Annotated in this window: 12 protein-coding genes; 1 reads left to right on the top strand and 11 read right to left on the bottom strand. The window is 71.9% G+C overall.

The genetic code is table 11. From position 1 onward, the window contains the following. Positions 1 to 153 precede the first annotated feature (153 nt). The 11 genes from hydA to ggt all read right to left on the bottom strand — a co-directional run bounded on the left by hydA (position 154) and on the right by ggt (position 11,383). Positions 154 to 1,542, bottom strand: coding sequence for a dihydropyrimidinase (gene hydA, locus ABT001_RS35035; RefSeq protein WP_351285654.1), 1,389 nt, complete (start codon positions 1,540 to 1,542; stop codon positions 154 to 156). 74 nt (positions 1,543 to 1,616) lie between these two features. Then, positions 1,617 to 2,900, bottom strand: a complete 1,284-nt coding sequence (locus ABT001_RS35030; protein ID WP_351285653.1) for an aspartate aminotransferase family protein — start codon at positions 2,898 to 2,900, stop codon at positions 1,617 to 1,619. Beyond that, on the bottom strand, positions 2,897 to 3,739 hold the full coding sequence (locus tag ABT001_RS35025) for a nitrilase-related carbon-nitrogen hydrolase (RefSeq protein ID WP_351285651.1): 843 nt from the start codon (positions 3,737 to 3,739) through the stop codon (positions 2,897 to 2,899). Before ABT001_RS35025 ends, ABT001_RS35030 begins: the two co-directional genes overlap by 4 nt. 139 nt (positions 3,740 to 3,878) lie before the next feature. Next, a complete protein-coding gene (locus tag ABT001_RS35020; RefSeq protein WP_351285649.1) occupies positions 3,879 to 4,907 on the bottom strand; it encodes a serine hydrolase domain-containing protein in 1,029 nt (342 codons plus the stop codon). Between the two features lie 4 nt (positions 4,908 to 4,911). Further along, entirely contained in the window at positions 4,912 to 5,829 is a 918-nt protein-coding gene (locus tag ABT001_RS35015) for a DUF6895 family protein (RefSeq protein WP_351285648.1), read from the bottom strand. Continuing rightward, on the bottom strand, positions 5,826 to 6,554 hold the full coding sequence (locus tag ABT001_RS35010) for a hypothetical protein (RefSeq protein WP_351285646.1): 729 nt from the start codon (positions 6,552 to 6,554) through the stop codon (positions 5,826 to 5,828). Before ABT001_RS35010 ends, ABT001_RS35015 begins: the two co-directional genes overlap by 4 nt. Beyond that, complete coding sequence (locus ABT001_RS35005) at positions 6,551 to 6,733, bottom strand: hypothetical protein (protein WP_351285645.1); 183 nt, start codon at positions 6,731 to 6,733, stop codon at positions 6,551 to 6,553. Before ABT001_RS35005 ends, ABT001_RS35010 begins: the two co-directional genes overlap by 4 nt. Positions 6,734 to 6,874: 141 nt before the next feature. Next, positions 6,875 to 8,140 carry a hypothetical protein gene (locus ABT001_RS35000; protein WP_351285643.1) on the bottom strand — a complete coding sequence of 422 codons (1,266 nt, stop codon included), beginning with the start codon at positions 8,138 to 8,140 and terminating at the stop codon, positions 6,875 to 6,877. Positions 8,141 to 8,275: 135 nt separating this feature from the next. Then, positions 8,276 to 8,656 (bottom strand): PPOX class F420-dependent oxidoreductase, encoded by a 381-nt coding sequence (locus tag ABT001_RS34995; RefSeq protein ID WP_351285641.1) that lies wholly within the window; start codon positions 8,654 to 8,656, stop codon positions 8,276 to 8,278. 73 nt (positions 8,657 to 8,729) lie between these two features. Beyond that, complete coding sequence (locus ABT001_RS34990) at positions 8,730 to 9,422, bottom strand: glycoside hydrolase family 75 protein (RefSeq protein ID WP_351285640.1); 693 nt, start codon at positions 9,420 to 9,422, stop codon at positions 8,730 to 8,732. A 155-nt stretch (positions 9,423 to 9,577) separates the two neighbouring features. Continuing rightward, complete coding sequence (gene ggt / locus ABT001_RS34985) at positions 9,578 to 11,383, bottom strand: gamma-glutamyltransferase (RefSeq protein WP_351285639.1); 1,806 nt, start codon at positions 11,381 to 11,383, stop codon at positions 9,578 to 9,580. 105 nt (positions 11,384 to 11,488) lie between these two features. Here ggt and ABT001_RS34980 point away from each other — a divergent pair. Next, positions 11,489 to 12,044 (top strand): hypothetical protein (locus ABT001_RS34980; protein WP_351285637.1); only part of this gene is annotated, 556 nt, incomplete at its 3' end.

Below are 12,044 nucleotides of genomic sequence, written 5' to 3'. Positions count from 1 at the left end.
GGCTGTCCCGCAATTCCCGGTGGATCAGCGCGCGGCGTCAGATGCGGTGCATCGCAAGGCGGAGGGACGTCCGCATACTGGATGTATGGGGATGTCAGCCCGCTGTCGACGGGTGGCGCGGCTCGGACATCACCGGCCCGCCCGTCGACGACGTCACAGGTACTGGCACAACCCCCGCGGCACGTAGGCCCCGTGGCCGGCGCGCCCCACGTACGTGCCGCCCTCGACGACCGGGACGCCGCGCGAGAACACCGTCTCGACCCGCCCGGTGATCCGCTTGCCCTCGTACGCCGAGTAGTCGACGTTCATGTGGTGCGTCCCGGCCGACAGCACCTGCTCGGCCTCCGGGTCGTAGACGACGATGTCCGCGTCCGTGCCCGGCGCGATCGTGCCCTTCCTCGGGTAGAGGCCGAACATCCGGGCCGGCGCGGCGCAGGCGATCTCGATCCAGCGGCGGCGGGAGATGTGCCCGTCCACCACCGCCTGGTGGAGCAGGTCCATACGGTGCTCCACACCCGGCATGCCGTTGGGGATCTTCGAGAAGTCACCGATGCCCATGTCCTTCTGGCCCTTGAAGCAGAACGGGCAGTGGTCCGTGGAGACGACCTGCAGGTCATCGGTCCGCAGCCCCCGCCACAGTGCCGCCTGGTGCTCCTTCGGCCGGAGGGGCGTCGAGCAGACGTATTTGGCGCCCTCGAAGTCCGGCTCGGCCAGGTTGTCCGTGGACAGGAAGAGGTACTGCGGGCATGTCTCGCCGAAGACCGGCAGGCCTTCGTCACGGGCCCGCGTCAGTTCCGCGAGGGCTTCCCGCGCGGAGACGTGCACGACGTAGACGGGGGCACCGGCCACCTGGCTCAGCCGGATCACGCGGTGGGTCGCCTCGGCTTCCAGGAGGGCCCTGCGGACCTCCCCGTGGTGGCGCGGGTCGCGCTCTCCGCGTGCGAGGGCCTGCTCCACGAGGACGTCGATGGCGATGCCGTTCTCGGCGTGCATCATGACCAGACCGCCGTTCGTTCCCGCTCGCTGCATGGCGCGGAGGATCTGCCCGTCGTCCGAATAGAACACTCCGGGATACGCGGTGAAGAGTTTGAACGAGGTCACGCCCGCCGCGATCAGCGTGTCCATCTGCTTGAGGGACGACTCGTTCACATCGGACATGATCATGTGGAAGCCGTAGTCGACGGCACAGTTGCCATCGGCCTTCTCGTGCCATGTGTCGAGCCCTTCGCGGAGCGAGCCGCCCTTCGGCTGGATGGCGAAGTCGACGATGGTGGTGGTGCCTCCCCAGGCGGCCGCCCGGGTGCCCGTCTCGAAGGTGTCCGACGACATGGTGCCGCCGAACGGCATCTCCATGTGGGTATGGCCGTCCACCCCGCCGGGGATGACGTACTTCCCCCGTGCGTCGACGAGGCGGTCCGCGGTCCATCCATGACTGCCGGGAGTGGCCAGGGCGACGATCCGGCTGTCCTCGACGAGTACGTCCATGTGGAGTTCGTCGGACGCGGTGATGACCAGGCCACCGGTGATCAGAGTGCGTGCCACAGCTCAGCTCCGTTCGCTTCGCATCAGGGGTTCTCCTCCACGGGACCGTTCCCGGTCGTGTTCGCCCCGCCGGTTCACCCGGCCGCGCGCAGAGCCTCGCCCAGGATCTCCGCACCCTCCTCGGCCTCGGCGACGGTGAGTGACAGGGGCGGCGCGATCCTCAGCACGCTGGTGTTGTGCCCGCCGCCCTTCCCGATGAGCAGCCCGCCCGCGCGGGCGGCTTCGAGTACGGCCGCCGCGGCGTCGGGATCGGCCTCGTCGGTGCCCGGCTTCACCAGCTCGATGCCGATCATGAGCCCTCTGCCCCGCACCTCCCGTACGGCCGGCGAGCCGGCGCCGACCTGCCGGAGCCGCTCGATGAGCAGTCCGCCGACCCGCCGGGCGTTGCCCTGGAGATCGTGCTCCAGCAGGTACGCGAGGTTGGCGAGCCCGGCCGCCATGGTGACCGGTGATCCGCCGAACGTCGAGATGGAGTTGGCGTCCAGGCAGTTCATCACCTCGGCGCGGGCGACCACGCCGCCGATGGACATGCCGTTGCCGATTCCCTTGGCGAAGGTGAGGATGTCCGGCGGCCCGCTCGACGCGTGTGCCTGCCAGCCCCAGAAGTGGTCGCCCGTGCGCCCCCATCCGGTCTGCACCTCGTCGGAGATCCACAGGATGCCGTGCCGGTCGAGGACCTCCCGGAAGGCCGCGTACAGCCCGTCCGGCGGCGCGGTGAACCCTCCGACCCCCTGCACGGGTTCGGCGATCAGCGCCGCGACACCCCGGGTGTGCCCGAGCAGGTCCTCCAGATCGGCCACACATGCCGTGATGAACCGTTCGTCGCTCAGCTCCGCGTACGGTCCCCGGCCGCGCACCCCGCCGTGGACGTACAGCGTCTGCAGCGGTGACAGGCCCGTGGGTGACCACGCCCTGTTGCCCGTGACCGACACCGTCGAGAACGACCTGCCGTGGTAGCTGTTGCGCATCGCCAGGATCTGGTTGGACCCGCGGAGGGCGGTGGCCAGCAGCAGGGCGGTGTCGTTGGCCTCGGTGCCCGAGGTGGTGAAGAAGACCCGGGCGTCGGGGATTCCGGAGAGCGCGGCGACCCGCTCGGCCAGCTCGACCATCGGGCGGTTGAGGTAGAGGGTCGAGGAGTGGATGATCCGGCCGGCCTGCTCGGCGACGGCCTTGGTGACTTCCGGCAGGGCGTGCGCGGTCATCGTGGTGAGGATGCCGCCGAAGAAGTCCAGGTAGCGGTTGCCGTCCGCGTCCCAGACGTGGCGGCCCTCGCCGTGGGTGAGCTCCAGGGGGTGCCGGTAGTAGAGCGCCAGCCAGTCAGGGCTGACGGCCAGATGCCGTTCGTGCAGTCCGGTCACGGCTCCACCAGCCCGTCGTACGCGTCCGGCCTGCGGTCCCGGTAGAACGCCCATTGTTGTCGGGCCTCCTCGATCTGCCCGAAGTCCAGGTCACGCACGACGAGTTCCTCATCCTTGTCGCTCGCGACGTCACCGACGAACTGCCCGCGCGGGTCGACGAAGTAGCTCGTGCCGTAGAAGTCGTTGTCGCCGTACTCCTCCTGGCCGACGCGGTTGATCGCCGCGATGAAGTAGGCGTTGGCGACGGCGGACGCGGGCTGTTCCAACTGCCACAGGTGGGCGGAGAGACCTCGCGAGGTGGCGGACGGGTTGTACACCAACTGCGCCCCGTTGAGGCCGAGTTGGCGCCAGCCCTCGGGGAAGTGCCGGTCGTAGCAGATGTAGACGCCGATCCTGCCGACGGCGGTGTCGAAGACCGGCCATCCGGCGTTGCCGGGCTTGAAGTAGTACTTCTCCCAGAAGCCCTTGACCTGCGGGATGTGGTGCTTGCGGTACTTGCCGAGGTACGAGCCGTCGGCGTCGATCACCGCCGCGGTGTTGTAGTAGAAGCCTGACTGCTCGATCTCGAAGACCGGGACGACGATCACCATGCCGGTCTCACGGGCCAGTTCCCGCATGCGCCGGACCGTCGGCCCGTCCGGCACGGGTTCGGCCCAGCGGTAGTGCTCCGGCTCCTGGACCTGGCAGAAGTAGGGGGCGTTGAACACCTCCTGGAAGCCGATCACCTTCGCGCCCTGCCGGGCGGCCTCGCGCGCGTGGTCCTCGTGCTTGGCGATCATGGATTCGGTGTCGCCGGTCCAGGTCGCCTGGACGAGTGCGGCGCGTACGACGTGGGACATGAGCTGCTCCTTCGACGCGGCGTCAGAGAGCCTCTACGCGTTCTCTACGCCCGTAGACAGGGTGCGTAGATGGAGAACGTAAGCCCCGTCACACAACGGGGCAAGACCATCGCCGTGAACCGGTGGAGTCGATCATGTTTCACACCCGAGCGGTCCACAGCTCCTCCGGAGCCGGGGACTGCAGTGCGCGCAGTGTTCCGTACGCGGACTGGATGAACGGTGCGAGCGGGGTCGGAGCCGTGTTGGTGAGGGCCACGAGGGCCGCGTTCGAGCCGGGGAGGAAGCCCGCGAAGGCGGTGAAGCCGCGGGTCCCCCCGGAGTGGTGCAGCAGCGCACCCTCCGGGCGCGGGCGGAGATTCCAGATGAGGCACAGCCGGGATCCGGTTCTCGGCACACTCAGCCGGGGGCGCTGCACCTCGGCCAGCGCCGTGCGCAGCGTGGGGTTCGAGGCGGTGTCCGGGTCCAGGAGCGCGGCCAGGACGCGCAGCAGGTCACGAGCGCTGGACCGCACGGCTCCGGCCGCGGTCAGCCCGGGCATCAGCAGGGCGGGGCGCGGGCGTCCGTGCCAATGACCGGTCGCCTGGGACCGGTCGGGATCGCAGTCCGTGTCCACGAGGCCGAGCGGGCCCGTGACGCGCTCGGCCAGCAGTGCGGGGTAGTCGCCTCCGGTGCCGCCTGCCGCCCTGGCGAGTACGTGGCCGAGCAGGCCTCCCCCGAAGTTGGAGTACAGGACCCGGCTGCCGGGCCGGCTCCGGAGCCGGGTGCGGCGCAGCGCGGCGAGCAGGTCGTCCTCGGTGAAACCGGCGTACGGATTGCTGACCCATCCGCTGCGGACCGCCCGGGCGAGCAGCCCCGGGGGCAGGCGGGGCAGGCCCGAGGTATGGGTGGCGAGGTGGAGGAGGGTGAGGGGCGGGCCGGGGATCCGGAAGGGGAGGTAGCGGTCGGCACGGTCGGCGCAACGGACCTCGCCGGCCGCCGCCATCTCGGCGAGCAGCAGGGCGGTGAAGGTCTTCGTCAGGGAGCCCGTCTCGAACCGCGTCCACTCCCCCACCGGGCCCCGGCAGAGCACCGTGCGCTCGGCGCCCCGCACCGCGCCGACCGCCACCGCCGGCCCCCGGGCGGCTGCCAGGAGGGGCTGGAGGTGTGCGGTCAGGGGCGCCTCCGTCATGGCCTCATCGCCCTGCCGCCCGGGCCAGCGCGATGGATCCGGCCACCGCGGTGACGACGACGGTGTGCTGATGGTCCGTGAACCTCCGCTGCGGGTCGTCGTCCACCGGATCGCTGTCACGGGGCACGAAGCCGTCCTCGTGCTGGAGAGCGGCGATCGCCTCCCAGTCATCCGGCGGGCAGTAAGGCTCCTCCAACGAGGCGCCGACGATGAGCAGTTCCGTGACGAGGTCCCACTGCCCCACCTCGCGCCAGACGTCGATCCACACCGGGAGCCAGGTGTGGAGGTAGGAGGCCAGTGCGGGCGGCAGACCGGCCGGGTTCCCGCCCCAGTCGGTGAGGTGGAAGACGGTGTGGGTCATCGCGTAGGCCGTGATCCAGTTGATGGCCCAGGGCTCCGGCCTCGCTCCGAGCCAGGTCGCGCAGGCCAGCGCGTTCATGTCCTCGGAGTGCTCCAGGCCCACGACCCGGGCCGCGTTGGCGACGGCGAGCCGACGGTTGGGGAGCACCTCGACGCTGTTCACCGAACGCATGCGGGAGCGGTGCGCGAGGAGCCGGTCGAGTCCCTCGTGGCGGTAGCCGCAGCGGACGAAGGGGGCGTACATCTCCAGCGGGTCCGTCATCAGCGTGTGGCGGAGCTGACGTTCGTAGATCATGTCGCCGCGCCTGAACTGCTCCCAGGTGAAGTCCATCAGGCTCTGGGCGGCGACCAGCCGGCCCGGCCCGGCGGCGCCGTCGCGCAGGATGAGGGAGGCGGCGAGCGTGGTCTCCCCCAGCGGCTTGTAGACGCTGTCGGGGTCGGCCATCGTCTCGGTGGTGTCGGGGGGCAGCCCGCCGAGTTCGCGGTGGGCGTGCAGCCACGACAGTGCCCGGTCCGCCATGGAGCGGGCCGCCCGGGTGACCGGCTCGGGGATCGTCGTCATGCCTGTGCCGCCTTCGCGTCCGTACCGGGCCGTCGTTCGAGGAGGTGGTGGGCGATGGCCAGGTCCAGGGCGGTGCGCGGGCCCGCCGCGCCCACCAGGAGCACGTGCTCCGCGACGAGGCCCGGGTCCAGGGGAAGTACGGCGCCTTCGTGACGCAGCCAGGCCAGCCAGCGGACGAGGCGTACGGCGGTGGGGAAGTCACGCCGGAGGACCGAGCGGCTGACGCCCCGGCACAGCGGCAGGGCCCCGCCGCGGGCCGCCTCGTGGACAGGCCCGTCGAGGCCGAGCGTCGCGAGGGGGGCCAGCTGTGCCATGCGTACGCACCAGCTGCTCCAGGCGGAGGTGTCCGCGAGCTCGGCACCGTCCGCGGGCGCGGGCGCGAGTGTGCGCAGGGTGTCGTCCCCGGAGAGCCGGGCGAGCAGGACGGCGGTGGCGTGGTCGCGCCTGGCGACCGTCGCCTCCTCCGAGGGGTCGTTCGCGGGGAAGGCGTCGAAGGCCTTGGCCACGACCGCGACGTCCTGTGTCCGGAGCGGCTGCTCCAGCAGGAGATGGGGGCTGAAGACGTCGGCCCCGAGCACCCGGACGGCCGCCAGGGCCGCGAGGGTGTCGGGGGCGTCATCGACGTACCGGGCCAGCTGCACAGCGTCCCCGGTGCCGCTGAGGGCACCGAGGACACTGGCCGCCAGGGCGTCGGCCGCCGCGGCGAATGCGGAGTGGGAGCTCACTTGCCCCGGGACTCCTTCGGCTCCTTGGGGGACAGGAGCAGCAGCGCGAGCAGCAGACCCGCGGCCTCGGGGGTGTAGAGCGGGGCGTCACTGACGGTGGCCTCGGGCTCCGTCATCAGTGCGCCCAGCGTGGCGGTCTGGGTCGGCGTCGCGGTGAGAGTGATCTGCTGGGTAAGCATGGGTGCCTCCACATCACTGGGGGGGAGCATCTACCACTTGTGTGGGTATGCCTTGACCGACGATAAGGGGTGAAATGTGATTTATCTCCCCAACCCCATGAGCGCTGGCGTCGGGGCGAGTCCCTGGGGCCACGCGAAGCCCTACGGCACGGCGATCCCCGCCACCCGCAGCGCATGCACCAGGTCCCACTCCCGCGCCGCCGAGACGTCGCGTGCCGCGGCGAGCAGCCGGGGGACGAGGTGGCGCGGCCCGCCCTCGGCGATGCGCGCCGCGTCCTGCGGAGTCCGTACCCGGACGAACGCGCCCAGCAGCGCCCTCGCCTCCGGCTCCAGGCCCGCCCGGTCGAGGGCCAGGACGGCATCCGCGATCTCACCGGCGGGCCGGGCCACGCCCTGCCGGAGCAACTGCCCGCAGTCCTCATCGCGGCCCGCGGCGGCCAGGGCGCCCGCGGCAGCGGCGAGTCCGGCGGGTGGCAGCGAGGACACCTCCCACAGCAGGGTCGCCCAGTCGGGCCCCAGGCCCGCCTCGTGCAGCGCGACGGCCAGCACCGGCAGGTGTCCGGCAGGCCACACGGCCGCCTCGCAGAGCACGGCGTGCGCCTCACCGCTGCGGCCCTCCGCGCGCAGCCGTAAGAGCAGCCGGACGGCGTCGTCGGCCGCGCGGCGCGCGGTGAGGTCGGGGATCGTGGTGGCCTGCGGAGCGCCCAGGGCGGCGCCCGCCCCGGCCGGGGCGCCGCCGAAGCGGGCCCCGCGTGGCACGGCCGACGAGGGGGCCGGCAGCACGGGCACCCCTGACGGGAGCGGACCGGCTTCCGTGTCGCCCCCGGTCTCCAGCCCCGCGAAGCGCGCCCCGCGCGGCTTCCCACGCTTCTTCCCAGGGGCAGGCCCGGCGGGCGCCCCGGGTGTGTCCGGCCGGCGGGGGCCCGGCACGGTCCGCTCCACCGCCGCCAGCCGGTCACGCAGCTCCGCGCAGCGCGCCGTCGCCCGGGCGTGGTCGTCCCGCGCCCAGGCGGCCGCCGTCCCCGTCTCCTCGTCGGCCCCGGCGGCGCTCAACCGGCGGGCCGCGTACGACTGCTCCTGGAGCATCACGCCCAGCCGGTCGGCGAGTGCCTGCCGGCCGCCAGGGCGTCTGTCGTGCGCGGCCGCCGACGCGGCGCACAGCTCGGCGGCCCGGACGGATTCCCGCGCGGCGAACTCGGTGCCGCGCACTGCGGCGAGGTCCTGGAGCAGCGACTCGACCACATCCCAGGGCGGGACCTCCGAGCCGTCGAAACAGGCCCGCATGCCCTCGGGATCGCGTGCGCGGAAGACTCCGTACCAGCCCTGTCCAGGATCCAGCAGGGCAGCCAGATTCCGTAGGTACTGCGCGAACGCCCTTACTTCCGCCGCTTGCTGATGCACCGTCATCGCTGCCCTCATCGGTCGCCCGGGACTGGAGCACTCCAGTCCGCGGGCATTCGACCGCAGGGGTGTTACGGGGGGACTACGCGCTCTTTTCCGGCATGGTGCGGCCGGAGCGCGGCCGGGGCCGGTGCGCCCCGGTCAGAAGGTGACAGCGATCCCCGTGTGGGGGCGCTTGCCGAGCCGCGCGATCATGGCGGGCCGATCCACGAGCCAGAACTTCCAGGTGTATTTGCGGGCGAGCACCTTGCGCACCACCGCGGTCCCGTCGCGGTCCAGCAGCCGGGCCGTCCCCTCGGCGCTCGGCGCCCCCTCGGCGATCCGGCCGCGGGCGTCGCAGACGGTGACGAGGACCCGGCTGTCGTTGCGCAGCCGCTTGACCTTCCACGAGTCGGACCGGGTCCAGACGTACAGAACACCACCGTCCGCAGCGGCCCAGACGGGCGTGGCGACGGGCGTGCCGTCCTTCCGGTACGTGGTCAGACTGACGTACTCACTGCGGGCGAAGTCCTGGAGAGTCACGGGCGCGACCCTACGCGGCCCGCGCGACGGACGGCAGCTCGCCCCCCTGACGCGGGCATCCGGACGGTCCCGGTCATCGGTCGCCGTCGGCGAACTCACGGGCCAGCGACCGGCCGGCGGCAACGGCGGCCGCGTGGTCCTCGATCGGCGACACCCGGGAGTTCCTGAACAGGATGTAGGTGACACCGGACGCGGCTCCGCCGGTCTTCGGATCCGGGTCGATACCGAGGAACTCGGCCATGGCGTACGAAGCCTCCCCGATGATCCCGGCGGGCCCGGTGTCGCCGACGACGGCGTACCGCACCTTGCCGCGGTGGATGACGGCGGCGACACCGCCACCGCGGATCCCCGCCTTCCTGTGATTCCAGAGCGGCCCGGGGCCCGGCACCACGACGTACGGCAGCCGGGCCGAGTCCAGCGGCTTGCCCGCCGACGTCCGGAACGCCGTCTCCGGAAGGAAGGAGGGGTCGGTCCCGCTGTTACAGGCCTTGGTGATCCGGCCGTCGCAGTCGATGTCCATGTCCGCCTGCCAGAACACGGCCCCCTCCGTCCCGCACACCGGCACCTTCGCGGGGCCGCCTTGGTCCGTCCGGTACTTTCCGTCGGAGATCCGGGTGCAGCTCTTCACCCGGGCCAGCAGCTCGGCGGCGCTCACCGGGTCCGCCCCGGTCCCCCCGTCGGCGCCGTCCGCCGTGGCGGGGAAGGCGGTGGGAGCGAGCAGAGCGGCGCCGCAGACGGCGGAGAGGGCGAGCATGCGTGTACGCACCGTGGGGATGGCCTTTCACTGGACGCGAAGAACCCCAGGGGCTCTTCCTTGCCGCGCGGCCGGGGCGTCCCGTCCGCGTCATGGCCACGGGGCCGGCAGGGCGCGCTGCCGAGCGCGTCCCACCGGCCCCGAGGCCACCTGCTGCTGCCGATCGGTCAGGGACGGCCGCTGGGATGCACCACCATGGCCGAACCACCACCCCGCCGCACCTTTTCGGCGGCCGCGAGCCAACGTCCACCGGGGAGGCGCTGGATCCCCGTGGCGGCCCCGATCTCCGGATTCGCCTTGAACACGTGACCGAGTGCTTCGAGCTCCGCGCGCACCGGGCTCTCCCACAGCCCCGGCTCGATCTCGGTCGTGGCCGAGTTGCGCTGGCTGGCGCGCGGCGCCGCGATCGCGTCCACCAGCGGCAGCCCCCGGTCGAGGTGGCCGGTCAGCGACTGCAGGACGGTGGTGATGATCGTGGCACCGCCCGGCGACCCCAGGGCCACGACGGGCTCTCCGTGCTCCAGCACGATGGTCGGCGAGATCGAGGAGCGCGGACGCTTGGACGGGCCGGGCAGGTTCGGGTCGTGGACCGCGGGGTTCGCCGGTGCGAACGAGAAGTCGGTCAGTTCGTTGTTGAGCAGGAAGCCCCGCCCCGGCACGGTGATGCCGCTGCCACCCGTCGACTCGATCGTCAGCGTGTAGGCGACGACGTTGCCCCACTTGTCGGCGGTGGTGAGATGCGTCGTGTTCTCACCCTCGTACGTCGTCGGAGCGGCCTTGCCCCCGGTGGCGCAGCGGGCCGGGTCGCGCGGATCGCCCGGTGCGAGCGGGCTGGTGAGGACCGCGTCGTCCTTGATGAGGCACTCGCGTGAGTCGGCGAAGCGCTGGCTCACCAGTTCACGCGTCGGCACGTTTTCGAACGCCGGGTCGCCGACCCAGCGGCCCCGGTCGGCGAAGGCGATCCGGCTCGCCTCGATGAGGCGGTGCAGGTACTGCTTCTCGCTCGCCTTCGAAAGGTCGGTGGACTCGAGGATGTTGAGGGCCTCGGCCACACTGGTCCCGCCCGACGAGGACGGCGCGATGCCGTAGACGTCGAGGCCGCGGTAGGCGGTCTTCGTCGGGGCCTGGCGCAGGGCGCGGTACGCCTTCAGGTCGCCGGTCGTCAGATCTCCCGGACGCACCACACGCGTCGCCGCCGGGTCCACCGGCGGGTTCCGCACCGTCGACACGATGTCCCGCGCCAGTTCGCCCCGGTAGAGCTCTCCGACGCCCTCACGGGCGAGCGTCCTGTACGTACGGGCGAGGTCGGGGTTCTTGAACACCGATCCGGCGACCGGCAGCTGGCCGCCGGGCAGGAAGAGTTCGGCGGAAGCCGGGAAGTCGGCGAAGCGTGCCTGGTTGGCCGCGGTCTGGGAGCGGAAGGTCTCGTCCACGACGAAGCCGTCCCGGGCCAGCCGCTCGGCCGGTCCGAGCAACTGCCCCAGCGGCTTGCTGCCCCAGGCGTCGAGCACCTTCTCCCAGGTGGCGGGCGTCCCAGGGGTACCGACCCCCAGCCCGCTGGTGACCGCGTCGTCGAAGGGGATCGGCTTCCCGTTCTCCAGGAAGAGCGAGGAGTCCGCGCTGCGGGGCGCGGTCTCCCGCCCGTCGACGGTCTGCACGCGCCCCGTCCTGGCGTCGTAGTGGACGAAGTACCCGCCGCCCCCGATACCCGCCGAGTAGGGCTCGGTGACGCCCAGCGCGGCAGCGGTGGCGACAGCCGCGTCGACGGCGTTGCCTCCCTTCCGGAGCACCTCGACACCGGCCGCCGAGGCGTCCGGGTCGACGCTGGAAACGGCGCCCCCGTACCCCACCGCCACGGGCGACTTGGGCGGTGGCACCGGTGGTGCCGAAGCAGCGGGGGCCGCAGCACCGAGTGAGCCGATGACGGCGATCACGAGTGGGAACGACATATTCCGGCCGACGGAACGACGCATCCGTACCTCCTGTGAAGGATCGTCCGCGCAGGGTAACGCCGCACCGCCCGTATCGTCAGGACCGCCTCGGTCACACGCGCGAACGGACCGCTAACATGCCCGCTCATGAATGACGACGTACGCAACATCGTGCTCGGTCTGATCGCCGCCGGGATCAGCGCCGCATGCGGCTGGCTCGCCCGTACACACCTCTGGCGGCGCAAACTCCGCCGGAAGCAGGCCTTCTTCGGAATGCCCGGGAATTCCGAGTGTCTGCTCGTCGTCAACCGCGACCCGGCCGGGGACGGCGCGGTCCACCGCCTCGACGTCTTCGCCCTGCTCGAACTCTCGGCGCTCATCAAGGACTGCGGCGCGCACGCGCAGATCGTGTCCCACGACACGGCTCAGCAGGGCTTCGGCGAACGTACCGAATTCTGTGTCGGAGGGCCGGGCTCGAACCGGCGCATGGCCGCGCACCTGCAGTCGATGCTGCCCGGGGTGAAGATCAACACCGGGCCCGAGCCCGGCCCCGACCGGGCGGCCTTCCAGGTGGGCTCGGAGCGCTACCGGCTGGAGCCGGGGACCTCCGAGTACGTACTGCTCGCCCGACTGGCCGGCGGCCAGGACGCCCGGCCCGTGTTCCTGCTCTGCGGCCAGCGCGCCATCACCAACCAGGCGGCCT

Source organism: Streptomyces sp. NPDC002793, from assembly GCF_040295485.1.
In the GTDB taxonomy this organism is placed as follows: domain Bacteria; phylum Actinomycetota; class Actinomycetes; order Streptomycetales; family Streptomycetaceae; genus Streptomyces.
This window is presented reverse-complemented; position numbering and strand designations above follow the sequence as displayed.

Excerpts from the sequence above, each read along its gene's own strand:
- ABT001_RS35025 (WP_351285651.1), bottom strand. The coding sequence starts at position 3,739 with ATGTCCCACGTCGTACGCGCCGCACTCGTCCAGGCGACCTGGACCGGC.
- ABT001_RS35020 (WP_351285649.1), bottom strand. The coding sequence starts at position 4,907 with ATGACGGAGGCGCCCCTGACCGCACACCTCCAGCCCCTCCTGGCAGCC.
- ABT001_RS35015 (WP_351285648.1), bottom strand. The coding sequence starts at position 5,829 with ATGACGACGATCCCCGAGCCGGTCACCCGGGCGGCCCGCTCCATGGCG.
- ABT001_RS35005 (WP_351285645.1), bottom strand. The coding sequence starts at position 6,733 with ATGCTTACCCAGCAGATCACTCTCACCGCGACGCCGACCCAGACCGCC.
- ABT001_RS35000 (WP_351285643.1), bottom strand. The coding sequence starts at position 8,140 with ATGACGGTGCATCAGCAAGCGGCGGAAGTAAGGGCGTTCGCGCAGTAC.
- ggt (WP_351285639.1), bottom strand. The coding sequence starts at position 11,383 with ATGCGTCGTTCCGTCGGCCGGAATATGTCGTTCCCACTCGTGATCGCC.